This is a genomic window from Micromonospora sp. NPDC050417 (assembly GCF_044458865.1).
Classification (GTDB): domain Bacteria; phylum Actinomycetota; class Actinomycetes; order Mycobacteriales; family Micromonosporaceae; genus Micromonospora_G.
In genome coordinates, this window is sequence record NZ_JBITIH010000009.1 from 69,711 (window position 1) to 94,759 (window position 25,049).

Annotated in this window: 24 protein-coding genes and 1 pseudogene; 10 read left to right on the forward strand and 15 right to left on the reverse strand. The window is 70.3% G+C overall.

Annotated features, from left to right (window positions below; genetic code table 11):
* Positions 1-9 precede the first annotated feature (9 nt).
* The 4 genes and pseudogenes from ACIBF5_RS13845 to ACIBF5_RS13860 form a co-directional block, all read left to right on the forward strand.
* Positions 10-786 (forward strand): annotated as a pseudogene (locus ACIBF5_RS13845) (S8 family serine peptidase); the annotation flags it as partial.
* On the forward strand, positions 787-1,116 hold the full coding sequence (locus tag ACIBF5_RS13850; RefSeq protein WP_396811704.1) for a hypothetical protein: 330 nt from the start codon (positions 787-789) through the stop codon (positions 1,114-1,116). It abuts the pseudogene before it with no gap.
* A 37-nt stretch (positions 1,117-1,153) separates the two neighbouring features.
* Entirely contained in the window at positions 1,154-1,774 is a 621-nt protein-coding gene (locus tag ACIBF5_RS13855; RefSeq protein ID WP_396811416.1) for a Maf family protein, read from the forward strand.
* 49 nt (positions 1,775-1,823) lie between these two features.
* Entirely contained in the window at positions 1,824-2,477 is a 654-nt protein-coding gene (locus ACIBF5_RS13860) for an O-methyltransferase (protein ID WP_396811418.1), read from the forward strand.
* A 95-nt stretch (positions 2,478-2,572) separates the two neighbouring features.
* Here the strand turns inward: ACIBF5_RS13860 and ACIBF5_RS13865 are convergent, their stop codons facing one another.
* From ACIBF5_RS13865 to ACIBF5_RS13875, 3 genes are all read right to left on the reverse strand, one after another.
* Positions 2,573-3,328 (reverse strand): ABC transporter permease, encoded by a 756-nt coding sequence (locus ACIBF5_RS13865; protein WP_396811420.1) that lies wholly within the window; start codon positions 3,326-3,328, stop codon positions 2,573-2,575.
* A 26-nt stretch (positions 3,329-3,354) separates the two neighbouring features.
* On the reverse strand, positions 3,355-4,314 hold the full coding sequence (locus ACIBF5_RS13870; protein WP_396811422.1) for an ATP-binding cassette domain-containing protein: 960 nt from the start codon (positions 4,312-4,314) through the stop codon (positions 3,355-3,357).
* A 129-nt stretch (positions 4,315-4,443) separates the two neighbouring features.
* Positions 4,444-5,082 (reverse strand): PadR family transcriptional regulator, encoded by a 639-nt coding sequence (locus tag ACIBF5_RS13875; RefSeq protein ID WP_396811683.1) that lies wholly within the window; start codon positions 5,080-5,082, stop codon positions 4,444-4,446.
* Between the two features lie 265 nt (positions 5,083-5,347).
* On the opposite strand from ACIBF5_RS13875, the gene ACIBF5_RS13880 reads away from it, so the two are divergent.
* A complete protein-coding gene (locus ACIBF5_RS13880; RefSeq protein ID WP_396811424.1) occupies positions 5,348-7,114 on the forward strand; it encodes an acetyl/propionyl/methylcrotonyl-CoA carboxylase subunit alpha in 1,767 nt (588 codons plus the stop codon).
* A gap of 128 nt (positions 7,115-7,242) precedes the next feature.
* The gene (locus ACIBF5_RS13885) at positions 7,243-8,682 is read left to right on the forward strand and encodes a GuaB1 family IMP dehydrogenase-related protein (protein ID WP_396811426.1); all 1,440 of its coding nucleotides are present in this window, start codon (positions 7,243-7,245) and stop codon (positions 8,680-8,682) included.
* A gap of 107 nt (positions 8,683-8,789) precedes the next feature.
* Here the strand turns inward: ACIBF5_RS13885 and ACIBF5_RS13890 are convergent, their stop codons facing one another.
* The 6 genes from ACIBF5_RS13890 to ACIBF5_RS13915 form a co-directional block, all read right to left on the reverse strand.
* The gene (locus ACIBF5_RS13890; RefSeq protein ID WP_396811684.1) at positions 8,790-9,368 is read right to left on the reverse strand and encodes a TetR/AcrR family transcriptional regulator; all 579 of its coding nucleotides are present in this window, start codon (positions 9,366-9,368) and stop codon (positions 8,790-8,792) included.
* 140 nt (positions 9,369-9,508) lie between these two features.
* Entirely contained in the window at positions 9,509-10,732 is a 1,224-nt protein-coding gene (gene thrS / locus ACIBF5_RS13895; RefSeq protein ID WP_396811427.1) for a threonine--tRNA ligase, read from the reverse strand.
* Between the two features lie 47 nt (positions 10,733-10,779).
* Positions 10,780-10,926, reverse strand: a complete 147-nt coding sequence (locus ACIBF5_RS13900) for a hypothetical protein (protein WP_396811429.1) — start codon at positions 10,924-10,926, stop codon at positions 10,780-10,782.
* A 125-nt stretch (positions 10,927-11,051) separates the two neighbouring features.
* Positions 11,052-11,915, reverse strand: a complete 864-nt coding sequence (locus tag ACIBF5_RS13905) for a transglutaminase domain-containing protein (protein ID WP_396811431.1) — start codon at positions 11,913-11,915, stop codon at positions 11,052-11,054.
* Between the two features lie 46 nt (positions 11,916-11,961).
* Entirely contained in the window at positions 11,962-12,915 is a 954-nt protein-coding gene (locus ACIBF5_RS13910; RefSeq protein WP_396811433.1) for an alpha-E domain-containing protein, read from the reverse strand.
* Entirely contained in the window at positions 12,909-14,552 is a 1,644-nt protein-coding gene (locus tag ACIBF5_RS13915) for a circularly permuted type 2 ATP-grasp protein (protein WP_396811435.1), read from the reverse strand. Before ACIBF5_RS13915 ends, ACIBF5_RS13910 begins: the two co-directional genes overlap by 7 nt.
* 215 nt (positions 14,553-14,767) lie before the next feature.
* Between ACIBF5_RS13915 and ACIBF5_RS13920 the strand changes: the two genes are divergently transcribed.
* Positions 14,768-15,031 (forward strand): hypothetical protein, encoded by a 264-nt coding sequence (locus ACIBF5_RS13920; protein WP_396811437.1) that lies wholly within the window; start codon positions 14,768-14,770, stop codon positions 15,029-15,031.
* Positions 15,032-15,370: 339 nt separating this feature from the next.
* Positions 15,371-16,159, forward strand: coding sequence for a DedA family protein (locus tag ACIBF5_RS13925; RefSeq protein ID WP_396811438.1), 789 nt, complete (start codon positions 15,371-15,373; stop codon positions 16,157-16,159).
* On the opposite strand, the gene ACIBF5_RS13930 is transcribed toward ACIBF5_RS13925, so the two are convergent.
* The gene (locus ACIBF5_RS13930) at positions 16,116-17,519 is read right to left on the reverse strand and encodes an NAD(P)H-quinone dehydrogenase (protein WP_396811440.1); all 1,404 of its coding nucleotides are present in this window, start codon (positions 17,517-17,519) and stop codon (positions 16,116-16,118) included. The two genes, ACIBF5_RS13925 and ACIBF5_RS13930, sit on opposite strands and share 44 nt — an antisense overlap.
* A 106-nt stretch (positions 17,520-17,625) precedes the next feature.
* Between ACIBF5_RS13930 and ACIBF5_RS13935 the strand changes: the two genes are divergently transcribed.
* Positions 17,626-18,081, forward strand: a complete 456-nt coding sequence (locus ACIBF5_RS13935) for a gamma-glutamylcyclotransferase (protein WP_396811442.1) — start codon at positions 17,626-17,628, stop codon at positions 18,079-18,081.
* 69 nt (positions 18,082-18,150) lie between these two features.
* Here ACIBF5_RS13935 and ACIBF5_RS13940 read toward each other — a convergent pair whose 3' ends face one another.
* Both ACIBF5_RS13940 and ACIBF5_RS13945 read right to left on the reverse strand, forming a co-directional pair.
* A complete protein-coding gene (locus tag ACIBF5_RS13940; RefSeq protein ID WP_396811444.1) occupies positions 18,151-18,885 on the reverse strand; it encodes a hypothetical protein in 735 nt (244 codons plus the stop codon).
* Between the two features lie 82 nt (positions 18,886-18,967).
* The gene (locus ACIBF5_RS13945) at positions 18,968-19,924 is read right to left on the reverse strand and encodes a hypothetical protein (RefSeq protein WP_396811446.1); all 957 of its coding nucleotides are present in this window, start codon (positions 19,922-19,924) and stop codon (positions 18,968-18,970) included.
* 271 nt (positions 19,925-20,195) lie between these two features.
* Here ACIBF5_RS13945 and ACIBF5_RS13950 point away from each other — a divergent pair, with 271 nt between their 5' ends.
* On the forward strand, positions 20,196-21,233 hold the full coding sequence (locus ACIBF5_RS13950) for a DUF4349 domain-containing protein (RefSeq protein WP_396811448.1): 1,038 nt from the start codon (positions 20,196-20,198) through the stop codon (positions 21,231-21,233).
* A gap of 30 nt (positions 21,234-21,263) precedes the next feature.
* Here ACIBF5_RS13950 and ACIBF5_RS13955 read toward each other — a convergent pair whose 3' ends face one another.
* The 3 genes from ACIBF5_RS13955 to ACIBF5_RS13965 all read right to left on the reverse strand — a co-directional run bounded on the left by ACIBF5_RS13955 (position 21,264) and on the right by ACIBF5_RS13965 (position 24,740).
* The gene (locus ACIBF5_RS13955; protein WP_396811450.1) at positions 21,264-22,145 is read right to left on the reverse strand and encodes a hypothetical protein; all 882 of its coding nucleotides are present in this window, start codon (positions 22,143-22,145) and stop codon (positions 21,264-21,266) included.
* A gap of 280 nt (positions 22,146-22,425) precedes the next feature.
* Positions 22,426-23,274 carry a histone deacetylase gene (locus ACIBF5_RS13960; RefSeq protein ID WP_396811452.1) on the reverse strand — a complete coding sequence of 283 codons (849 nt, stop codon included), beginning with the start codon at positions 23,272-23,274 and terminating at the stop codon, positions 22,426-22,428.
* Positions 23,275-23,288: 14 nt separating this feature from the next.
* Positions 23,289-24,740 carry an amidohydrolase gene (locus tag ACIBF5_RS13965; protein WP_396811453.1) on the reverse strand — a complete coding sequence of 484 codons (1,452 nt, stop codon included), beginning with the start codon at positions 24,738-24,740 and terminating at the stop codon, positions 23,289-23,291.
* Positions 24,741-25,049 lie beyond the last annotated feature (309 nt).

A 25,049-nucleotide genomic window follows, 5' to 3' on the forward strand; every position in this document is an offset into this window, starting at 1 on the left:
GCCATCGCGGTGTTACCCGCAGGTCCCGCCCGGGCCGACCGCATTCGCGATGACCAGTGGCATCTTCGGTACCTGAAAGTCGCCGAGGCTCACAGGTTGAGCCAGGGTGCCGGCGTCACGGTCGCGGTCATCGACACCGGCGTCGACCCCCACGCGGATCTTCGCAACAACCTGCTACCGGGCACCGAGACCTTCCCTGGCGGCACAGGCGATGGACAGGACGATGCGGTTGGCCATGGAACCGGAATGGCTGGGTTGATAGCCGCCCATGGTCAAGGTGGCGCTAACGGAGCGCTTGGAATTGCCCCGAAGGCCAAAATTCTTCCGATCCGATATTCGAGTGGGCCAGGTGAACCTGACGATGACAGCCTTGCCATAGGCATCGAGTGGGCAATCCGACAGAAAGCCCGCATTATAAGCATATCAATTGGCGGCGGCACCTCTCCCCGTCAAAGCGCCGCAGTGAGATCCGCAATCGCTGCTGACATGGTAATCGTCGCCGCAGCGGGCAACAACCCGCCCGATTATGGGATTGGCTTCCCCGCGGCCCTCGATGGTGTGGTGGCGGTCGGGGCAACCGATCGTTCCGGCGACCGGGCCACAATTTCTGTCACCGGCAAGAAAATGGGGATCCTTGCCCCGGGCGTCGACATCTTCAGCACCAGCGTGGGTGGGAAGTACCGAAAGGGGACCGGGACCTCCGAATCCACTGCGATTGTGGCTGGGGCTGCTGCGCTGATTCGGAGTCGGTACCCGGATCTGTCGGCAGAGGAAGTGGTGCACCGGTTGACCGCGACCGCGGTGGACAAAGGGGCACCGGGGCACGACGACGAGTACGGAGACGGCGTACTCGATCTGATGGCGGCGCTGACGGCAGACGTACCCGCGCTGGCGGCCAGTGCGACGCCGAGTGCGACCGCGTCCGCGAGCCCGAGTCCGACGGCGAGCGCGGACGAGGCGTTGCCCGGCGACGCTCCCGAAGGCATGAGCACGAACACCCTGCTCGTCACCTTCGCTGTCTTCCTGGTCCTGGCGGCCGTCGTCGCGTTGCTGGTCGTACGGTCGCATCGCCGTGCCGCCAGCCGGGGCGGGGCACCGCCGGCCGACCCTACCTGAGCTGGCTGCGGGGTCGGGCAGGGTAGCGTACGACGTCGTGCGTACGACGAATCCCCTGCGCTTTGTACTCGCCTCCGCCAGTCCGGCCCGGCGCAAAAGCCTGCTGGCCGCCGGTATCCAGCCGGAGGTGCTGGTCAGCGGTGTCGACGAGTCGACCGCGAACGCCGAACGGGCCGAAACACTCTGCCTCGACCTGGCGCGGCTGAAGGCGGAGGCGGTCACCGAGCGGATCCGGGCGACCAGCGGGCCGGGGACGCTGGTGCTCGGCTGCGACTCGGTACTGGCGTTCGACGGGGAGATCCTGGGCAAGCCGGTCGACGCCAACGACGCTACCCGGCGGTGGAAGCAGATGCGCGGTCGCTCGGGGGTGCTGCACAGCGGTCACTGCCTGATCGACGTCGCCGCGGACCGTCGGGCCGAGGCGGTTGCCTCGACCACGGTGCACTTCGCTGACATCAGCGACGAGGAGATCGCCGCGTACGTGGCGACCGGGGAGCCGTTGCAGGTGGCGGGCGCCTTCACGATCGACGGTCTCGGAGGTCCCTTCGTCGAGCGGGTGGAGGGCGATCCGGGCACGGTGGTCGGGCTCTCCCTGCCGCTGTTCCGCAACCTCCTCGCCGAGTTGGATGTGCGGATCACCGACCTGTGGCAGGGCTGACCAGGTCCGGTTGAACCGCTGCCGGTCCAGACTGGTCTAGCGTCAGGGCATGACCACCAAGTCGGTGCCGCTGACCGAGGAACTGCACTCGTACCTTGTCGCGCATGGTTCCCCGCCGGACGACATCGCCCGTGAGTTGATCGACGAGACGGTCGACGCGTTGCCCAACGACGCCCAGATGCAGGTGGCGCCGGAGCAGGCGGCACTGCTCACCTTCCTCACCCAGCTCGTGAACGCGCGACAGGCGGTGGAGGTCGGCACCTTCACCGGCATGTCGTCGCTGGCGATCGCCCGCGGTCTGCCCGCCGACGGCCGGCTGACCTGCTTCGACATCTCCTCGGAGTTCACGTCGGTGGCGCGACGCTACTGGGCTCGGGCGGGGGTCGACGACCGGATCGAGCTGCGCATCGGGCCGGCGGCCGAGGGGCTGCGGTCATTGCCGACCGAGCCGTACCTGGACCTGGCGTTCATCGACGCGGACAAGGTCAGCTACCCGATCTACTGGGACGAGTTGGTGCCCCGGATGCGACCGGGCGGGCTGATCGTGGTGGACAACGTCCTGCGTGGTGGCCGGGTGCTCGCCCCACAGAACGAGGCCGACCGGGCGATCGTGGCGTTCAACGCGGACGTACGGGCCGACGTCCGGGTGGACGTGGTGATGCTGCCGATCGCCGATGGTCTGACCCTGGCGCGGCGCCGCTGACTCTCCCTGCCCACCGGCGACCGCACCGGTCGAGCGGCGTTAACAAGGGGCCCTTCCTATACAGAAAGCGATAACAAGGGCCCCTTCCTTAACGCTTATCGCACGCTGCGGGCGAATTCGCGGGCGGCCCAGGTGACGGCGGCCGCGGTCAGTACGGCGACGATGCTCAGGCCCTGCCACACCCGGTCGTTGCCGAGGTCGCCCGCGAAGAGCGCACGGGTGCCCTCGACGGCCCAGGAGAACGGGTTCCAGTCGGCCACGCCCTGGAGCCAGCCGGGGGCGAAGGTGAGCGGCAGCAGGATGCCGGAGAGCAGCAGCACCGGTTGGGCGATGGTGTTCATCAGGGGGGCGAGGGCGTCCTCGCTCTTGACCATGAGCGCGATCCCGTACGAGACGGCTGAGGTCATCAGTGCGATGAGGGCGAGCATCAGGTACGCCAGCAGCAGGTCGCCGATGAAGACGGTGAGCCCGAACAGCAGCGCGAGCAGGGTGATGATGATGGCTTGGACGATCAGCGACACGACGTCGCGCAGTGAGCGGCCGAGCAGCAGCGCGAGCCGGCTGATCGGGGTGACCCGGGAGCGTTCGATGACCCCGGCGCGGAGTTCGGCGATGAGTCCGAAGCCCTGGAACAGGCCGCCGAAGATGGCGAGCAGCACGAGCAGGCCGGGTACGAAGATGCGGTAGGCGTCGGCCTGCGTGGGCGCGTTGAGTGCGGGCTTGAGCAGGGGGGCGAAGAGCAGCAGGTACATCACCGGCTGGAAGACGCCGACGAAGACCCAGATGGGTTGCCGTACGAGGAGCAGCATCTGCCGCTCGAAGATCAGCCAGGTGTCCCGGGCGAATTTCATCACAGTCTCCTGTAGCGGGGGCGGGCTCAGGACTCGCGCAGCGAGCGGCCGGTCTTGGTGAGGAACACGTCGTCGAGGCTGGGCCGGTGCAGTTCGATGGCGCGCAGCGGAATGCCGGCGGTGTCGAGCGCGCGCAGGATCTGCGGGATGGCGGTGGCGCCGTCGTCGACGTGGAGCCGCAGCCCGCCCTCGTCGAGGGTTTCGAGCTTGAGTACGAAGGACTGGGTGTCCAGCACCTCGGCGGCCTTCGGGGTGACGCCCGGGTCGATGCCGACCTGCACGACCTCGCCGGAGATTTCGCGCTTGAGTTCGGCTGGCGTGCCCTCGGCGACGATCTCGCCGTGGTCCATGATGGCGATCCGGTCGCAGAGCGCGTCGGCCTCGTCGAGGTAGTGCGTGGTAATGAAGACGGTCATGCCGTCGGCGCGGAGCCGTCGGATCTCGTCCCACATGTGGGCGCGGCTCTGCGGGTCGAGACCGGTCGTCGGCTCGTCCAGGAAGACGATCTTTGGCTCGTGGATGATGCCGAGTGCGATGTCGACCCGGCGTCGTTGGCCGCCGGAGTAGGTCTTGCACTTGCGGTCGGCGTACTCGGTGAGTTCGAACGCGGCCAGGGCGTCGACCGCGCGCCGCTGGGCCTCGGCCCTGCTGATGCCGTACATCCGGGCTTGGAGGACGAGTTCCTCGCGGGCGGTCGACTCGTCCCAGGTGCTGCCGCCCTGGGCGACGTAGCCGATTCGGCGGCGCACCTCGCCGGGGTTGGCGCGCAGGTCGGCGCCGGCCACGATCGCTTCGCCCCCGTCCGGTTCGATGAGCGTGGCGAGCATGCGCAGGGTGGTGGTCTTGCCGGCACCGTTCGGGCCGAGGAAGCCGAAGATCTCCCCCTCGCGCACCATCAGGTCGACGCCGCGCACGGCGTCGACCGTCTTGGTCTGTCGACCCTGCCGAGAGCGGAACGACTTCCGCAGCCCTCTGGTCTCGATCATTTTCTGCTCCTGGTTGGTCGGGTCGGCGCGACCGCCGACCGCACTCCCCCGGGGACCAACGCCGCAGGCGCCCACCCCAACACGAGGCCGAGGCTAACGCGATATAACTTTTCTAGTCAAGGTTGATTATTACTCGTTCTCGGGGACCTCCCGGTCACCGCCGTCCACCCCGGCCAGCCTCTCGGTCTGCGCCCGCATCGCCTCCCAGCCTGGCGCCTCGGTCAGCTCATCAGGGAGATACGACACACCGGACTCGATCCGCTCCGCGATCCGTTCACACCAGCCGGCCTCGGCCTCCGCGCGGGCGATCCAGAGTTCGAACATCCAGCCCACGTGCACCGGCTTGGACTTACGCACCCAGTCCGAGTCGAGCGACGCCCGCATCGACTCGTGGGCCGCCCGCAGCAACTGCGCCCGGTTGCGCAGCGCCGCCGTGGCCTCTTCCCGGGGCAGCGCCGGCAGGAACGAGAAGGCCGCCGCGAACGGGTCGACCGGCGTACGCAGGCGCCACCACATGTCCCGCAGCAGCGTCTCGAACTCGTCCTCCCCCTTCTCGGTGACCGCGTACGTCGTCCGAGCGGGACGCGCGCCGACCTGCTCGGTCGCCACCTCGCGCAGCAGCCCCTCCTCGGTCAGCTTGCGTAGCGCGTGGTAGATCGAACCTGGCTGGACATTGGCCCACTCGTCCGCACTCCAGCTCAGCAGCTCACGTCGCACGTCGTAACCGTGCACAGGCTGCATCCAGCGGACCAGACCAAGGATCATCATTCGGGTGCTTGACACCCGACAAGCGTAATAAACAAATTTGACTAAGCCGGAACGACCGCGCTTCGAAGGGCCGGGAACCGGGTGCCGCAGGACACAGGACGGCCCGGAGAACTTGATCAAAGTGCCCGATAAACTCCCCGCAGTGCCCACCAGCAGGGGTGGGCGCGAGAACGACGGACCATGGACAACGAGGACAGGGGCCGGCCGGTGACGCGCGGCCCGTCGGACATCGTCGTGGAACGCGGATAGCCAGGAGAGGACGAGCGTGCGCAAGGTACTCATCGCCAACCGGGGCGAGATCGCCGTCCGGGTCGTCCGCGCCTGCCAGGACGCCGGTCTGGGCAGTGTCGCGGTGTACGCCGACTCCGACCGGGACGCCCTGCACGCCACCCTCGCGGACGAGGCGTACGCCCTCGGCGGCGACACGGCCGGCGAGACGTACCTCCGGATCGACAAGCTGCTGGACGTGGCGCAGCGCTCCGGCGCCGACGCCGTACACCCGGGTTACGGGTTCCTCTCGGAGAACGCGGACTTCGCCGCCGCCGTCATCGACGCCGGCCTGACCTGGATCGGGCCGACTCCGCAGGCGATCCGCGACCTCGGTGACAAGGTCACCGCCCGGCACATCGCCCAGCGGGCCGGCGCTCCCCTGGTGCCCGGCACCCCGGACCCGGTCGGCGGCCCGGACGAGGTGATCGCCTTTGCCGTCGACCACGGCCTGCCGGTAGCGATCAAGGCGGCGTTCGGCGGCGGCGGACGTGGGCTCAAGGTGGCCCGGACCATGGAGGAGATCCCGGCGCTCTTCGAGTCGGCGACCCGGGAGGCGATCGCCGCCTTCGGCCGTGGCGAGTGCTTCGTCGAGCGCTACCTGGACCGCCCCCGGCACGTGGAGGCCCAGATCCTCGCCGACCAGCACGGCAACGTGGTGGTGGTCGGCACCCGTGACTGCTCCTTGCAGCGTCGGCACCAGAAGCTGGTCGAGGAGGCGCCGGCGCCGTTCCTCACCGACGCCCAGCGCGACGAGATCCACTCCAGCGCCAAGGCGATCTGCCGGGAGGCCGGCTACCACGGCGCCGGCACGGTGGAATACCTCGTCGGCGTCGACGGCACCATCTCCTTCCTGGAGGTCAACACCCGGCTCCAGGTGGAACACCCGGTGACCGAGGAGACCGCCGGCATCGACCTGGTCCGCGAACAGTTCCGGATCGCGTCCGGCGAGAAGCTGCGACTGTCCCAGGATCCGACGCCGCGCGGGCACTCGATCGAGTTCCGGATCAACGGCGAGGACCCCGGCCGGAACTTCCTCCCCGCACCCGGCACGGTGACCGCGCTGCGGCTCCCGACCGGTCCCGGCGTACGCGTCGACACCGGCATCTCGGGCGGTGACGTGATCGGCGGCAACTTCGACTCGTTGCTGGCCAAGGTGATCATCACTGGCGAGACCCGGACCGAGGCGCTGGAACGGGCCCGCCGGGCGCTGGACGAGATGACCGTCGAGGGGATGGCGACCGCGCTGCCGTTCCACCGGCTGGTCGTCCGCGACCCGGCCTTCACGGCCGAGCCGTTCGCCGTACACACCCGGTGGATCGAGACCGAGTTCGACAACACCGTACCGGCGTTCACCGCCACCGCCCCGGCCGCCGAGGCCGCCGGGCCTCGCGAGACCGTCGTGGTCGAGGTGGGTGGCAAGCGGCTAGAGGTCAGCCTTCCCGCCGGCTTCGGCGGCGGTACGGGCGCCAGCCCGGTCCCCGGCCCGGCCGCCCGTCGGGGCGCCGGCCGTGGTGCCGCGGCCCGGGGCGGTGCCGGTGCCGGTGCCAGTGGTGACGCGTTGACGTCGCCGATGCAGGGCACCATCGTCAAGATCGCGGTGGCCGACGGTGACACCGTCGCCGAGGGCGACCTGGTGGTGGTCCTGGAGGCGATGAAGATGGAGCAGCCGCTGTACGCCCACAAAGCCGGCGTGATCAAGGGCCTCACCGCCGAGCCCGGCGCGGTCATCAGCGCCGGTGCCGCCGTCTGCACCATCGCCTGACGTCCTCCCGCACCTCCTCGTCCCGCTGATCACCTCCGCAGCAAAGGAAGATCCCGACGGGACCCGCCGACCCTGGCGGGTCCCGCTGACCAGGAGTGGCGGGTCGTCATCGCGGGCATGATGATCGGGTGCGGTATCTCTCCGGCGCGGCGCCCGCGCACGACCTGACGTACAACGACGTCTTCATGGCCCCGGTCAGGTCGGACCTGGCATCCCGGCTCGACGTCGACCTGGCGACCACCGACGGCACCGGCACCACGATCCCGATCGTGGTGTCGAACATGACCGCGGTGGCCGGTAGGCGGATGGCCGAGACGGTCGCTCGGCGCGGCGCGATCACCGTGCTACCGCAGGACATCCCGATCGACGTGGTGACCGAGGTGGTCGGCTGGGTGAAGCAGCGGCACCTGGTGCACGACACCCCGATCACCCTCGGCCCGACCGACACCGTCGGCGACGCGATCCACCTGCTGCCCAAACGCTCACACGGCGGGCTGGTGGTGGTCGACGACGAGTTCCGGCCGCTCGGCGTGGTCACCGAGGCCGACACCGAGGGCGTGGACCGGTTCGCGCAGGTACGCCACGTGATGTCCACCGAACTGCACACGGTGCCGGCCGAGGCCGATCCGCGTACCGGCTTCGAACTGTTGTCCCGGGGACGACGCCGACTGGCACCGGTGGTCGACGTCGAGGGACGACTCGTCGGGGTGCTCACCCGACAGGGCGCACTGCGGGCCACCCTGTACCGCCCCGCACTGGACCCGAAGGGTCGCCTGCGGGTCGCCGCCGCGATCGGGATCAACGGCGACGTCGCCGGCAAGGCTGCGGCACTGCTCGACGCGGGCGTGGACACCCTGGTGGTCGACACCGCACACGGCCACCAGGAGCGGATGCTCTCGGCGTTGCGGGCGGTCCGGGCACTCGGCCCGCCGGTCCCGGTCGTCGCCGGGAACGTGGTCACCGCCGACGGCGTACGTGACCTGGTCGAGGCTGGCGCGGACATCATCAAGGTCGGCGTCGGCCCCGGCGCGATGTGCACCACCAGGATGATGACCGGGGTGGGCCGCCCCCAGTTCTCGGCCGTACTCGACTGTGCCCGCGCCGCCGCCGAACTCGGCCGGCACGTCTGGGCCGACGGCGGCGTACGTCACCCGCGCGACGTCGCCCTGGCACTCGCCGCGGGTGCGTCCAACGTCATGATCGGCACCTGGTTCGCCGGCACCTACGAATCCCCCGGTGACCTGTACGCCGACCCGGGTGGCCGACGGTACAAGGAAAGCTTCGGCATGGCGTCGGCGCGGGCGGTCAGCGCCCGTACCGCCGAGGACAGCCCTTTCGACCGGGCCCGGAAGGCCGTCTTCGAGGAGGGCATCTCCAGCGCGCGAATGTTCCTCGACCCGTCCCGCCCCGGCGTCGAGGACCTGATCGACGAGATCATCGCCGGGGTACGGAGCGCCTGCACGTACACCGGCGCGGCGAACCTGGCGGAGTTCGCCGCGAAGGCACTGATCGGCGTGCAGAGCACCGCCGGCTACACCGAGGGAATGCCACTCCCCACCAACTGGTGAGGGGTAAGGAAGGGCCCCCTGTTATCGCTTTCGGTAGAGGAAGGGCCCCTTGTTAACGCCCGGACGCGGCGGTGACCGTCGGCGCGACGCGTACCCGGGGCGGTTGTTCAGCTCGTGTGGAACAGTCGGCCGATGATCACCCGGCTGGCCGAGGCCGGATCCTCACCGACGTCGGGGGGCAACGCGCCGCTGAGCCAGAGCGTGGCGAAGCCGTGCACGATCGACCAGGCGGCGAGTCCGGCGCGGCGGGCGTCCTGCCCCTCCCCGGGCGGCTCGGCGAGGGTGGCCACACCTGCCTGGAGCTCGTCGTTGGCACGGTTCTTCGCGGCGAGCAGCAGCGGGTCGTCCCGGCGGTACAGCTCAGGGCGGAACATCACCTCGAAGTGTGCCCGGTGCTGGAAGGCGAACCGGACATAACCCACGCCGATCTCGAGCAGGCTGCCGGTCTCCTTCCGTACCCGGGCCAGATCGTCGGCGAGCAGGTGGAAGCCCTGGGTGGCGAGCACGGTGAGCAACCCGGCCTTGTCACCGAAGTGGTGGGTCGGCGCGGCGTGCGAAACCCCGGCGCGGCGGGCCAGATCGCGCAGGCTCAACGCGGTGGGCCCGGACTCGCCGATGGCGTCGACCGCCGCCGCCAGCAACGCGCGTTGCAGGTCCCCATGGTGGTACGGCCGCCCCGCCGCAATCTCCTCGTTCACGCCACCACCCTATCTTGTTGCTGACAAGATTGCCGCACCCAGCACACCACCCGGCACCCCGCACTGCCCCGCCGCGCCGTTAGGAGGGGCCCCTTCTACAACGGAAAACGATAAGAAGGGGCCCTTCCTTACACAGCGGGCAGGAGTTCGGCGGAGTGGGCTGCGACCGATTCGGTGAGCAGGGCCAACGCGCTGGCGGCGGGCATCGGGGCGAGGGACCTCCCGTCCCGCAGGCGCAACGACACCTGCCCTTCGGCCGCCTCCCGGGCACCGATCACCGCCGCGTACGGCACCCGGCGGCGGGCCGCCGCGCGTACCCGGGCTCCCAGTGAACCGTCCGGGGCGAGTTCGGCGCGGAGCCCTGCCTCGACGGCGGTCCGGGCGAACGCCACCGCGACGTCGTGCTGCTCCGGACCGACCGGCAGCACCTCCAGTTGCACGGGGGCGTACCAGAGTGGGAAAGCCCCCTCGTGCACCTCGATCAGGTACGCGAAGAGCCGTTCCATGCTGCCGACCAGGCTCCGGTGGACGATCACGGGGCGCCGGGCCTGCCCCTTGGAGTCCATGTACGAGAGGTCGAACCTGGCCGCCTTGTCGAAGTCGAGTTGGATGGTGGAGATGGTGGATTCCCGGCCGGCCGGGTCCTGGATCTGAATGTCGATTTTCGGCCCGTAGAACGCCGCCTCGCCGGCCGCCTCGACGTACGGTTGCCCGGCCGCGTCGAGCGCCTCCCGGAGCAGGTTCTCGGCCCGGTTCCATTCCTGTTCGTCGCCGACGTACTTCTCCCCCGGTCCGCGCAGGGAGAGGCGGAATCCGGCTGGCCGTACGCCGAGCGCGGCGTGCGCGGTCCGGATCAGCGCGAGTATGTCGGCGACCTCCGCGCCGACCTGTTCCAGTGCGCAGAAGTTGTGCGCGTCGTTGAGCCAGATCGCGCGGACCCGGCTGAGTCCGCCGAGCACTCCGGAGCGCTCCGACCGGTACATTCCGCCGAGTTCGCCGATGCGCAGCGGCAGTTCCCGGTAGGACCGGCCCCGCGCCCCGAAGACCAGGCAGTGGTGGGGGCAGAGCGCAGGCCGGAGTACGAACTCGTCGTCTTCGGAGATGCGCATCGGCGGGTACATGTCCTCGGCGAAGTAGGGAAGATGTCCTGATCGTTCGAACAGCTCCCGCTTGCCCAGCGGTGGGGAGTAGACGTGCTGGTAGCCGGCGCGCCGCTCCAGTTCCCGGACGTACTCCTCGATTGCGTGCCGGGCGGCGGCGCCGGCCGGCAGCCAGATCGGCAGGCCCGCGCCGGAGAGGGGGTCGGCGTGGAACAGCTCCAGTTCGCGGCCCAACCTGCGGTGGTCGACCATGTCACGCTCCTTGCTCGGGTACGGCCCTGAGCCCGGCCCGCGTCGTGTCAGGCGCGGGTCCGGTCGGGGCGGCCGATCCGGGGTGACACGAAGCAGCCCCGGAGCGGTTCGCCCCGGGGCCGTTGGTTGACGGTGAGAATTCGCGTCAGCGCGGCACGCCGGGGTATCCCGGCGTCGTCGTCACTACCGCGCATCGCTGCATGCCACGCACGCTACACCGCCTGCTCCGCCTCCCGCATCCGCGAATCCCCTCGCAGGGGGCGTTAGGAAGGGCCCCTTCCTCTACCGAATCCGATAACAAGGGGCCCTTCCTTACACCTCAGCGGAGGCGGGTGATGGTGACGTCCACCCCCTGGCCGGTGTTCTCGGGGCCGGAGTAGACACCTTTGAGCGGGGGTACGTCGCCGTACTCGCGTCCTCGGCCGACCACCACGTGCCGCTCACCGACCGGGATGCCGTTCGTGGGGTCGAACCCGGTCCAGCGACCCACCCACCACTCCACCCAGGCGTGGCTCTGGCCGGTGACGGCATCGCCGATGCTGGCCGAGGGCGACGGGTGCAGGTAGCCGGAGACGTACCGGGCGGGTATGCCGGCGGCGCGGAGCAGCCCCACCAGGAGGTGGCTGATGTCCTGGCAGACACCTTTGCGCTGGCGCCAGGCCTGCACCGCGTCGGTCTGTACGCCGGTGGCGCCGGCCGTGTACGCCACCTCCTCGCGAATCTGCTCGCAGAGCGCGAGCGCGGTCGCGTGCGGGGTGGAGTGGCCGGCGCGGGCGATCTCGGCCAGTGCGGTCAACTCCTCGTCCAGCGCCGTGCGCGGGGTCGGCAGCAGCAGTTCGTGCCACCGGTCGACGTGTTCCGGTCGGGTGAGGTCGGCCCAGGTCGCCCCGCCGCCGGGTGGGAGCAGGTCGCTGGCGGGCAGGGTCTCCACGGTCGACACGGCGGTGACCTGAAGCGCCTCGTGCGCGCTGTGTACGTCGAAGGCGGTGACCGAGGTGCCCCAGTAGTCCTCGTAGCGGTAGGTACGGGCGGAGGGCCACACCTCCACCCGGGCGTCCAGCACCGCCTGGCGGGTTTCGTTCCGGGGCGACATCCGGGCCTCGTTGTACGAGGACGCGACCTTGCCGGCGTAGCTGAAACCGGTCCGATGGATGATCTTCAACCGCCAGCTGTCCGCACTCACGCCAGCACCCCGATCGTCGCGCTCACGCCAGCGCGAGTCGTCGCGTTCATGCCACTGCCTCCGGCACCCAGGCGACCGCCGAAGTCTGCCGGAAGTAGCGTCCGGAGACCGCCTCGTTCACCTGGGAACAGGTGCGCTCCAGGCTGGCCAGCACCGCAGGGAAGTCGGTCAGGAGTTCGTCGGCACCCCGGAACTCAAGGTTGGTTCGAGCCCGGCCGACGATCCGCTGTGCCTCGGTGTTGACCCCGACGCGGCCGGGCTGCCCCGGTCCGCCGGCCGGTTCCAGCTCGGCGAGGCATGCCTCGGCGGCGGAGAGCGCGGCAAAGACCGACCGGGGGAAGAGCCGGTCGAGCAGGAGGAACTCGGCGGCGTAGCGGTCGTCGAGCGAGCCCCGATAGGTGCGCAGGAAGGTCTCCCAGGCACCGCACGAGCGCAGCAGGGTCAGCCAGGACGGGATGCTGCCGCCGGCCCGTACGTGGGTGGAGAGCAGCCGGGCGGTCATGTCGACCCGCTCCACGCTGCGGCCGAGGACCAGGAAGAGCCAGCCCTCGTCCCGACTCATGGTGGCGTCGGCTAGTCCGGCGAGGACGGCGCAGCGCTCGCGTACCCAGCGGAAGAAGGCGTGCACGCCCTGCTGCTCGACCCGCCGACGAGCGTCCGGCAGACCGTGCCAGGTGGCGTTGAGCCCCTCCCACATGTCGGCGGAGATGGTCTCCCGGGCTCCGCGGGCGTTTTCCCGGGCGGCGGCGAGCGCTCCCACCACCGAACTGTGGCTCCCCTCGTCGAGGCCGAGCAGGCCGACCACCCGGGCCGCGGAGACGGGCTGCTCCGGTGGCGGTACGCCCATCACCGCGAGCAGTGAGCGGCAGGCGGTCTCCTCGTCGGACCAGGGGTCGGCGAGCATCCGGTGCAGGTGTACGTCGAGGATGCGGGCGGTGTCCTCGGCCCGCTCGACGTACCGGCCGATCCAGTAGAGCGACTCCGCGATCCGGCTCAGCATGACGGCCCCCGGTCGAGCCCCCGGTCAAGCCGCCCGTCGAGCCGGCTGGACTGCTGTTGCTGTTGCTGCTGGACGGCGACCGGTCCGGAGTCGGGTCCGGGATCGGGGCTGCGCGGCGGAGGGGCGGCGGTCCCGGGCGGGGAGTTCACCAGCGCGGGTGCCTCGGGCGGCGCCGGTGGGTCGGTGACGGTGATCGCGGCGGCCGGCGCGTCGGCGAGTACCCAGGTGTCCTTCGAGCCGCCGCCCTGACTGGAGTTGACCACCAGGGCGCCTTCCGGCAGCGCGACCCGGGTCAGCCCGCCGGGCAGCACCGAGACCCGTTCGCCGTCGTTGACCGCGAACGGCCGCAGGTCGACGTGCCGGGCCCGGAGCCGGTTGCCGACCAGGGTCGGCACCATGGAGAGGGCCACTTCACGCTGGGCGATCCAGCCGCGTGGGTCGTGCCGGATCCGCTCCGCCAGTTGGGCCAGTTCCTCGTCACCGGCCTGGGAGCCGATGACGATGCCCACGCCGCCGGAGCCGTCGACCGGTTTCAGCACCAGGTGGTCGAGCCGTTCCAGGACGTGGTCGAGGACGTCGGGGTCCTCCAGCCGGTAGGTCTCCACGTTCGGCAGGATCGGCTCCTCGTCCAGGTAGTAGCGGATCAGTTCCGGGACGTACGTGTAGAGCAGCTTGTCGTCGGCGACGCCGTTGCCGACCGCGTTGGCGATGGTGACCCGGCCGGCTCGTGCGGCGTTGAGCAGCCCGGCCACACCGATCACCGAGTCGGCCCGGAAGTGCACCGGGTCGAGGAACTCGTCGTCGATCCGCCGGTAGATCACGTCGACCCGTTGTTCGCCCGCGGTGGTCCGCATGGCCACCTCGTTGCCCACGCAGACCAGGTCCCGACCCTCGACCAGTTCGACGCCCATTTCCCGGGCGAGCAGGGCGTGCTCGAAGTAGGCGGAGTTGTGCACCCCGGGGGTGAGTACCACCACCGTCGGTTCGCTGACCCCGACCGGGGCCGCGGCGCACAGGGCTCGCAGCAACTGCCCCGGGTACGACTCGACCGGCAGGATCCTGGTGGCGGCGAAGACCTCGGGCAGTACGTGCGCCATCGCCCGGCGGTTCTCCATCACGTAGCTCACCCCGGAGGGGACCCGTACGTTGTCCTCCAGCACCCGGAAGGTGCCCTGCTCGTCGCGGACCAGGTCGACCCCGGCGACGTGGATGCGTACCCCGTTGTGTGGGCTGACCCCGGCCGCCTCGCGGTGGAAATGCGCGCTGGTGACGACGATCCGGCGCGGTACCACCCCGTCGGCGAGCACCTGGCCGGCGCCGTAGATGTCGGCGAGGAACGCCTCCAGGGTGCGAACCCGCTGCGCCACTCCGGCCTCGACCACCCGCCACTGGTCGGCGGCGATGATCCGCGGCACGATGTCGAGCGGGAACGGCCGTTCGATGCCCTTGAGCGCGAACGTGATCCCCTGGTCGAGGAAGGCGCGGGCCAGCACCTCGGCCCGGATTCCCAGTTCGACACTGGACAGTGGTTGCAGGGTGGCGTGCAACGCCTCGTACGTCTCCCGCGGCATGCCCGGCTCGCCGAACATCTCGTCCCACCCGGGGCCGAGGCGGTAGTCCTCGAACAAGTCCGCCATGTCCTGACGCTACGCCGATCTCGTTGCGCCCACGTAACGGTGAAACTCGATCTCGCGCCCTTACCCGGTGACCGGTACGCGATTCATCCAGCCTCACCCAGCATTGATTGTCATCTTTACGACATAGGGGCATCCGTCCAGGTTCAGGGAGGTTGAGCAGGGTGTCGACCCTAATCAGCCGACCGATCCCTCACCATCTCCCCGGGAGGCACCCCATGACCCCGACCACCACCCAGACCCGGCACCCCTGGCGAGCCACCGCCCGGACCATCCTCGCCGCGCTCGTCGGTGCGCTGTCCCTGATCCCCACCGTGGCGGCGACCACCGGACTCGAGACCGTGCCGGCGGTCGCCCAACTCGTCGTCGTCGCCGGTGTGATCACCCGGATACTGGCCGTCCCCGGCGTGGACGACTGGCTGCGTCACTTCCTGCCGTGGCTCTCCTCGGCACCGGGCAACGACGTGCAGCCGGGCGCCTGAACAGCACGGCAGCACCTGCCCAGCCCCATGGTGGGGCCGCCGACGCGGGACCCGTCGGCGGCCCGTCGGCTAGCCGAAACCGTCAGGAACGGGGGGACCTGAGGTGGCGGGTCGCGTGCCCCAACGGTACGCCGATCGCCCCGCCCAGCAGGTCCCCTCGACCACGACCAACGACAACCCCACCGACTGGCGCGACACCACCGGTATCGCCCGGTCATCGCCGTTCGTTAGCCGTAGCGTGGCCGGTGTCACCCCTGGTCGGGCCTGTGTCGGTGGACGGACACCGGCAGTTCAGGCTCGACCCAGACCATGTCGGCCGAACGCGTCGAGGTGAACCGCGTGCCCGAGCTACTCACCAACGTCGCATCACCCGCGTCGGCGTACCTGGCGCTCTTCGTCCTCCTGGTCGTGGACGCCTTCGTGCCGGTGGTGCCGACCCAGGTCATCATGATCACCGGTGGCGCGCTGACCATCTACGGCAACCTGAACCTGCCACTCACCATCGCCGTCGGCGCACTCGGCGTGTTCTGCGGGGACACCGCCTGCTACCTGCTCGGCCGGGTCGGGGCGGGACGACTGCTCAGCGGTTGGCGCCTGCTGCGCGACCGGTACGGGCCGGCGACAAGCGACACCCGGACAGGCGCCGGACCCGACCGGAGTCGACCCGCCGGGCTCCCCGCGGAGCCGGACGAGGGCGCCCCGGACAGCACCGGCGGCTCCCGCTCCCGCCAGGCCGCCGGTCGGTTCACGCGGGCACTGCGGCAACCCGGACCGCTGGTCATCCTGCTCTGCCGTTTCGTCCCCGGGGGACGGATGATCGCCTGCTTCAACGCGGGTCGGGTTCGCTACCCGTACCGGCGCTTTCTCGCGTACGACGCGCTGGCGGCGGTCGGCTGGGCCGCGTACGGCGCACTGGTCGGCCACCTCGGCGGCGCCGCGCTGACCGACTCCGTGTGGCGACTCGCCACGGTGGCGGTACTGGCCGCCGCCGGCTTCGCCGCCGCCGGGTGGGCGTTGACCCTGACCAACGGACGGGCCGCCGGGAAGCTGCCAGCGCCGGAACCGGCGCTGGCAGCTTCCGGGATCACTGCAACTCGTGCAGCATCAACTGACGGGCCGCCTCGGTGACCGAGCCGGAGAGCGACGGGTAGATCGTGATCGTGTGGGCCAACTGGTCCACGGTCAGGTTGTTCTCCACCGCCAGGGTGATCGGCAGGATCAGCTCGCTGGCCTTCGGCGAGACCACCACGCCGCCGATCACCTGACCGCTGGCCGGCCGGCAGAAGAGCTTGACGAAGCCGTCGGAGAGGTCGTCCATCTTCGCCCGGGCGTTGCCGTTGAGGGGCAGCATCACCTGCCGGGCCGGCGTACGCCCGGAATCCACCTCGTCTTGCGACACCCCGACGGTGGCCAGTTCGGGGTCGGTGAAGACGTTCGCCGCGACGGTCCGCAACCGGAGTGGCTGGACCGCCTCGCCGAGCGCGTGCCACATCGCGATTCGGCCCTGCATCGCGGCGACGCTGGCCAACGGGAGCACGCCGGTGCAGTCCCCGGCGGCGTAGATGCCCGGCACGTTGGTCCGGGAGACCCGGTCGGTGGTGACGTAGCCGCCCGGGGAGACCGCCACGCCGTACTCGGTCAGGCCCAGGCTGGCGGTGTTGGGGATCGAGCCGACCGCCATCAGGGCGTGCGAGCCGGTCAACGTACGACCGTCGGAGAGTTCCACCTCGACACCGTCGGCGGTACGGCGTACCCCGTTGGCCCGGGAGTTGTTGAGGATGGTCATGCCACGGGCGCGGAACACCTGCTCGATCGCGGCAGCCGCGTCGGCGTCCTCGTGCGGCATCACCCGGTCGCGGCTGGAGACCAGGGTCACCCGTACCCCCATGGCCAGGTAGGCGCTGGCGAACTCGGCGCCGGTCACCCCGGACCCGATCACGATCAGGTCCTCTGGCAGTTCCGGCAGGTCGTACACCTGGCGCCAGGTCAGGATCCGCTCCCCGTCCGGTACGGCGCTGGGCAGCACCCGGGGCGTGGCACCGGTGGCGATCAGGACGACGGAGGCGTCGAGTGGATACTCGGAGTCACCATCGGTCGGGGTGACCAGCACCCGGTGAGTGTGACCGAGGGTGTCCTCGCCGAGCCGGGCGTGGCCGGCGACGAAGGTGACACCCGCTTTGATGAGTTTGGCGTGGATGTCCGCTGACTGGGCCAGGGCAAGCCGCTTCACCCGGGCGTACACCGCCTCGGCATCGACCGTGACCGCCTCCAGGCCGTCGGAGTGGACCCCGAACTCCTCCGTGTCCCGGTAGCCGGTGACCACATCAGAGCTGGCGATGAAGGTCTTGGACGGGACACAGTCCGAAAGTACGCAGGCACCACCGGCCCCGTCCGCCTCGATGACGGTGACGTCGGCGTCCAACTGGGCCGCGACCAGGGCGGCCTCGTAACCAGCCGGCCCCCCGCCAATGATCACGATACGACTCACAGAACTTGCCCTTCGTTGGTGCTCACAGTGACTTTCTTCTCCCCAACCCGTCCGACACGCACGGTCGTATTCTCCACCACCCGTCCTCCGGGCTATCGTCATCGCCGTGCGTCATTACGCCGCGTACGGCTCAAACCTCGATCCCGCTCGGATGCGTGCCTACTGTCCGCATTCGCCCATGATCGGCACCGGCTGGCTGGAAGGCTGGCGCCTCACCTTCGCCGGGGAGGGGGTGATCGGCTGGGAGGGCTCGGTGACCACTGTCGTGGAGTCTCCGGGTGATCGCGTCTTCGTGGCGATCTACGACGTACATCCCTGGGACGCCGCCCAACTCGACGAGGTCGAGGGGGTCAACGCGGAGACCTACCGCAAGCTGCACGTGCGAGTGGTCACGCTGGACGGCGACATCACCGCCTGGGTCTACGTCTTCGCCGGGTACGAGGGCGGTCTGCCGACCGCCTGGTACCTCTCCGAGATCGCGAACGCGGCGGAGAAGGCCGGCGCCCCGGACGACTACGTCGCCGAACTGCGTGCCCGCCCCACCGGCACCGCCACCGCCTGACCTGAGTAAGGAAGGGCCCCTTGTTATCGCCTGGGCGATAACAAGGGGCCCTTCCTACCCACGGGAGCCTCAGGTGAGGCCGGTACGGAGGCTGGTCAGCAGGTCGACCAGTTCGTCGCGTTCGGAACCGGAGATGACCCGGAATCCGCTCGCGCCGATCCGGTGGGTCATCGCCTCGGCCCAGAGACAGTGCCGCATCAGCGGTGCCACCTCCGGATACGGCGGCTGCCACCCGTTCGCCAACGCGCCAGCCTCGCCGTCCGGCCCGGCCAGGATCATCTGCAGCGGCGTCAGCCCGGCGGACCGTACGGCGATCAGGGCGGCGGCGCTCTGGTGTTCCCGGAGCAGGTGCAGCAGCACCGCCATCCGGGCCGCCGGGTCCGGAACCGGAACCGGCACCGCCCGCCACGCCGCGAAGAGCGGCATGCCGGTCGCGTCCGCACTGGTCACGACCTGCTGCGCCAGGTCGAACAACCGGTCCAGCTTCGGGAAGCTGTGCAGATGCTCGATGCCCCAGCGGCAGCACTCGGTGAGGATGCTCGCCGACACCTCGGTCGGTCGGGCCACCCGCCGGGCCGCCTCCCACCCCTCGGCGACCGCGTCGGGCGCGAGGAACCCGAGCGTCGCGGCCACCGTCTCGGCCGCCACGTCGCCCAACGCCCCGCCCCGGCCGGCCACCTGGAACGCCCAGCCCGACAGGCCGAGCAGCCGCGCTCGGCGCAGCGTCCGTGGCGATTCGTGGAACGCCCTCGCCAGTGCCGACAGGCTTGGTCGGGCCGTCGCGGCAGCCTGTTCAGGGGTCAACTGATCGCCCTTCCCACGATCCCGGCGCCGGAACCGGCGGCACCCCGATCGAGCCCGCTCGTTCTCCCGGCCTTCGGGCACACTACTCGGCATCGAGGGCTTCGACCGCCGCCTGCACGTCCCCGGTACGACGTCGGGCGGCGGCGAGATCCCGCTCGGCCGACTTGCGTGCCAGTTTGCGGCGGCTGACCTCCTGCTCAGCCGCGGCCCGGCGACGCTCCGCCTCGGCGAGCGCCGCCTCCGCCTCGGACAGGGCGGAGCCTGCGGCCCGCTCCGCGGCTGTGGCCCGCTCCAACTCCGACTCGGCCCGGCGCTGCCGCGTACGGGCACCGGTCAGCTCTCGGGCCAGCGTTCGACGCAACTGCGACCGCTCGGCCACCGCCCGCCGGGCCGCCTCCTTCTCGGCTGCGGCCTCCCGCCCCGTTGCCTTTCCGGTGGCTGCCTGCTCGGCCGGCGAGCCGGCCGCCCGCTGCCCGGAAGCCCTGTCTGCGGTTCGGGTGCCGGTCGGCTCCGGCAGCGACACCTCGGGTCCGCCGCTGACCAGCCGCAGTTGTGGCCGGGGCACCTCACCGAAGCCGGCGTAGCTGGCCGCCCGGACCAGGCGGCCGGACCGTACCTGCTCGGCCACCTCGACGTCGGCGAGCGCGGCCTGGAGCGTCGCCTCGACCTCGGCGAGGGGCAGCTTGCCCGCGCCCAGTCTCGGGGCGGCCTCGGAAGCGAGCGCACGGGCCTCGGCGACCAGCGCGGCGACCGTACCGCGCCGCTGGGCGGAGAGTTCCCGCAGCCGGGGCCCGCGCAGGTCGCGCTGGGCGGTACGTAACTCGGCCGCGAGTTCGACCAAGCCGGCGACGAGTTCTGGTCGGCGGATCGCGAGCAGGTTCACCAACCAGGCGGCCACGGTGGGTTTGCGCAGCTTGGCGAGTTGTCGCGCGGTGGTCTCGTCGCCGGTCGCCCGAGCGGCGGCGACCGCCTCGGTCCGGGCGGCGACGAACCCCTCCGGCGGAGCGCTGTAGAGGCGCTCGACAAGATCAGCCGGCATGTCCGGCGCCCTCGCCCCCGCTCCGAACCAGCCTCCAGACTCGGTTGCGGTTCCGGTCCCGAGTCCGGGTCACCGCGTGCCCGACCGGCTGCCCGCGTCCTTTTCGGAGGGTATGCCACGGGTGGTCGGTCCTCGTCCGCCGCATCGTGACTCCTCGACAACCGAATCGTGATGTTCCCCAGCGCAGTCTGCCGGAACCGGGACACCGGCGCCTCGCGTCTGAGGGAACACCCGGAACGGGGAAACGGAATTCGGAGGAGTCATGCGCGGTATGGCGCGAGGACGATGGGTGGGGTTCCTGGGCGCGGCTGGCATGGTCGCCGTGCTGACGGTGGCCGGCTGCAGCGCCACGGCCAGCGACAACTCGACGAGTGGCGCTGGGGAGGCGGTCGCCCCGGCAGCGGCCCCGGCCGAAAAGGCCGATGCGGCGGCGGCCGGCGACTTCGCGGGGCAGAGCCAGGCCGACACGAAGCCGGGCGAACTGTCCGCAGCCGGCGCCCAGACGCCGGCGAACCTGCGGGTGGACCAGCGTTCCATCATCTACACCGGATCGATGACGGTACGGGTCAAGGAGATCGAGCGGGCCGCCACGGAGGCGGTCGCGATCGCGACCGGGGCCGGCGGCTTCGTCGGCGGGGACCAGCGGAGCAGTAGCACCGGCGATGCCGAGGCCTCCCTGCAACTGCGGGTGCCGGCGGACCGGTTCGCCTCGGTGGTCGACGCGCTGGCGAAACTCGGCCGGCAGGAGCAGCGTGAGATCAAAACCCAGGACGTCACCGAGGAAACCCTGGATCTGGCTGCCCGGATCCAGACCCAGCAGGCGCGGGTGGAGAGCGGACGACGGCTGCTGGCCCAGGCCAAGACCCTCTCGGACCTGGTGATGCTGGAGGGTGAACTGGCCAAGCGGGAGGCCGACCTGGTCGCGCTGGAAGCGCGACAGCGCCGGCTCGGCGACCTGACCGCACTCTCCACCATCACGGTACGACTGATCGGGCCGGAGGCCGTGGTGGTCGAGGACGAGCAGGAGAAGGAGGGCTTCCTCGCCGGGCTCCGGGGCGGCTGGCACGCACTTCTCGCCACGCTGGGCGTCGTGTTGATCGTGCTCGGTGCGCTGCTGCCCTGGGCCGTCGCGCTCGGCGTGCCGGCGCTCCTGGTGTTCTGGCTGACCCGGCGGCACCGACGGCGTGCCGGTGGTCCACCCGCTTCTCCGGTGACGGTCGCCTCGGGGCAGTCCGCACCACCGGCACCGACTCCCCCGGCACCGAGGACGGCGGAAGAGTCGGCCGAGGCCCGGAGGGAACGCCCCTGAGGCCGTTTCCGCCATGAGGCGGCGATGCCGTCAAGCGTGATTCGACGGAACGGCCGGGCCACCGCCAAATTTCACCTCACCGTGCCCGCCGTCAGCAAGACGCCATGGCCCGTCGAGCACCCACGAACGGATCTGTTCCTCGGTGAGGAGGATGTCCTTGCGTAGGTCGTACACCAGATGACGGGGCGAGGTGGGAGGGTCGCCGCGACGCGATCCCCGGAAGGGCATGACCGGCAACAACAACGGGTAATCGATGTCGCCATTTCCTTCCGTCAGGCCGATCTTCCGTTCGAGGAAGTCGCGAATCCTGAAACGTACGTCTTCGACGTCCTCCAGCCGGGCGAGACCCGGGTCGGCGGATTCCCCGCCCTCGTCGATGACCCCGTCGAGCGACGGCCTGCGCCAGATCAGTTGGAACGCGGGTCGTTTCGCCGCGACACCCCGGTCCCACGGGCGCGGGCTCATCGAGAGGACGTCGTACGTGTGGTGGTGGTAGACCGTGCCACGGCTGTCCATCGACTGGAGGATCTCGTCCACCGCGGCGAGCCAGGGCAGCAGCGCCTCGTGTCGCAGGTCCCGGCCGCGCCGCCGCAGGTAGGTCTGGTAGATCTCCGCGCTTCCGACGTAGGGGTCGACCGGCAACTGGGCCTCGACGGTGGCCCGGTTGGCGTCGAGCAGCAGTCGGGACAGGTGGAAGCCGGCGACCGCGACCCCCTCGGCGGCACCGGAGCGTACGCCTTCGACCAGTCTCCGGTAGATCGCGCCGGTGCCGAGGTCCACGTTCTGGTGGACCAACTGCGAGAGCGTCTCGAAGTTCTCCGGATCGGTTTCCTCGATCAGGTCAGTGGGGAGTTCGGTGCCGCCGTGCGGCAGGATGTGCAGTTCTCGAACAGGACCCCGGGTGCTGGTCACGATCGTTCCGGCCCCGAACCGCTGCTTGCGGTGATGCGGTCCCGAAGACGACGGGGATCCGTCCAGATAGGCGTGGCCGCAATCGACGCACAGGTGTTCCCGCTGATGTTGCAGGAAGGGCGACGTCGTACCCGTGCTTTCCAGCTCGGCCGTCATCACACTTTGGCGCACGACCGTTCCTCCTCTACTGACAGCGCACTGTGGAAGCTGCGCGAGTTGCACAAGTTGGGTACGGCCGCGCCCCAGGACACCCGCGTGCCGTCAGCTAATGCTCCGAAAACTATCCAATACCGGCTCCCACGGTTGTCGGGGTCGATTCCAAGGCGAATTCGCCGGAACGGGTGACATTCCGCTCGCCGGCGGCCTCTGGTCGACCGGGGAGTTCGTCGATCACCGCGACGAGTTCGCCGGGCGACCAGTGGCCGGCGGCGCCGGGTCGGCTGCTGAGGTAGTCGGCGATCCGCCGCGGGGACCAGCCGTAGGTTTCCGACAGGCCGGCCGCGAGGTGCCGCAGGTAGGTGGCGGACGGGCTGCGGAGCTCGACCTCGGAACTCCGCCAGGGCGCGGTGAAGGTGAAGCTGGGGCAGCCCTCCAGGTCGCCCAGGTAGAGCAGGGCCTGGTAGTGGCCCGGCCCCAACACCACCCGCCCGTGGGTCAGCACCTCGGTCAGGTCCAGGTCGGACCCGGGCTCGAAGCACATCTCCTGGGCCAGGATGTCGGAGAACTGTGAGCGGCTGAGCAGGTGCGCACGGGCCGGTGTCTCGCCCGGACCGTCCCGGTCGTAGAAGGCCATGCCACCGGTCCAGGCCAGCGCCTCCAGAGCGAAGTAGACCCGGCCGGGCAGGGTGACGGGCAGGCTCCGTTCGGGTTGGCGCTTGTCCCGGCAGCCGGGGTAGGTCAACGCGCCGGACGGCGGCTGGCCACCGGCGAGGTAGTAGTTGAGGCGCCTGAGGCTCATGTTCGAGCCGTAGCAGACGTACCAGACGTGCCCGGTCCGCTGTGCCGTCTCGGCCGCGTGTTCCAGGGCCGCCGCCTGCACCGCGTGTTCCCGCACCGTCGCCGCGTCCGCCGTGCCGTCGGCGGGCTCAACGCGCTCCCTGGACCCGCTCACCCACCTGGCAGTGATCATCGATCTGTTCCTGGTCACGCGGTGCCTTCGCCCCCTACGGCGTCGAGGGCCGCCAGGGCGGTGTGCGTCATGACGCGGACGCCGTACCCGATCGACCGCTCGTCGACGTCGAAGCCGGGATGGTGGAGATCCCGACGGACGGTGGAGTCGGGGTCGCCGGTGCCGAGGCGGAACATCGCCCCGGGGACCTGCTCCAGGTAGAACGAGAAGTCCTCACTGCCCATGCTGATCTCGGCCGACACCACCCCGTCGTGGCCGAGCGCACGGGTCGCACCGGTGGTGATCGTCGCGGTGGCCCGCTCGTCGTTCACCACCGCGGGGAAACCCCGGTGGTACCGGACCTCGACCTTCGCGCCGGTGCCGGCGAGTACGTCCCGGACCAGTTCGGGGATCACCTCCCGGGCCTCCCGCCAGGCGTCCACGCTCAGCGCCCGTACGGTTCCCCGGACGAAACCGTCGCCGGGAATCGTGTTGTTCGCCGTACCGGCGTGCACCGATCCCCAGACGAGGGAGAGGGGGGCGCGGGGGTCCATCCGACGGGTCAGCAGCGCGGGCACGTCGACGATCACCCGGCCCAGGGCGTGCACCAGGTCCGTGGTCAGGTGTGGCCGGGCCGTGTGGCCACCGGCCCCGCTCAGCGCGACCTCCACCGTGTCGACCGCCGCGGTCAGCGGGCCGGTGCGTACGCCGACCGTGCCGGCGGGCAGGTACGGCGCGCAGTGCAGTGCGTAGATCCCGGCCACGTCGGTGAGACCACCGGCGGCGATGATTTCCGGCGCTCCGGACGGGACGGTCTCCTCGGCCGGTTGGAAGAGCAGTCGGACCCGGCCGTCGAGCCCGCCCTCGGCGGCGAGTCGGGCGAGCAACAACCCGGTGCCGAGCAGGACGGTGGTGTGCACGTCGTGTCCGCAGGCGTGGCAGGCACCGTCCACGGTCGAGCGGTACGGCACGTCCTTGGCGTCGGTCAGTGGCAGGGCGTCGAGATCGGCCCGGAGGGCGATCACCGGACCGCTGGGGCGTCCGATGTCGCAGATGACCCCGTTCCCCTGCGGGAGCAGCCGGGGTTCGAGGCCGGCGGCGGCGAGTTCGCGCACGATCAGCGCGGCCGTGGCGATCTCGTGCCCGGAGAGTTCGGGATGCGCGTGGATCCAGCGGCGGGTGGCCACCAGATCGGGCAGCCGGAGCGCCAGCATCCGGTCGAGTTCGTACGGAAGGGGTACGGCCCCGGGCGGCGGCTCGGGCGGGGACGACACCAGCGGGCTGCCGGAGGGCAGCGTCAACGCACTCGTCACGTCGAATTCTCGATCGCTGTGGATGGGATGGGACTGGGACAGCGTAGACCTCCGACGGTGACGCTGCGCAACATCAATTTGGTAGTGGTCGGACCGCGCAGCGTCATGTATGTCCTGGTAGGAGCGTTCGAGTGGCCGCCACTCGACCCAGGGGTCGCCATCAAACGCCAGCATGCGCCCCCTTACCTCCTACAACGCGTGACGGTTGCGGCAGTCACGTGTTCGGCCCGGACGGCGCGAAACACGCCCGGATTGCCGGATTTTCGGTACCGGCCGCCGGCTCATGGTCGGCCTGTCGCCGCGTCGTAGGACGGCGCGGGACTCACAGTGACATACCCCGTTCACCCTCTTACGCACACCGTGTCCGTCAAAGCACGCTTCGCCACGTCATTCGATACACTCCGTCCGGAATTAGGCACATGGAGTGAGTGAGTCGGTACGGATGGAAGAGTTCCTCAGAACGCTGGCCGGGGCGGCTTTCGC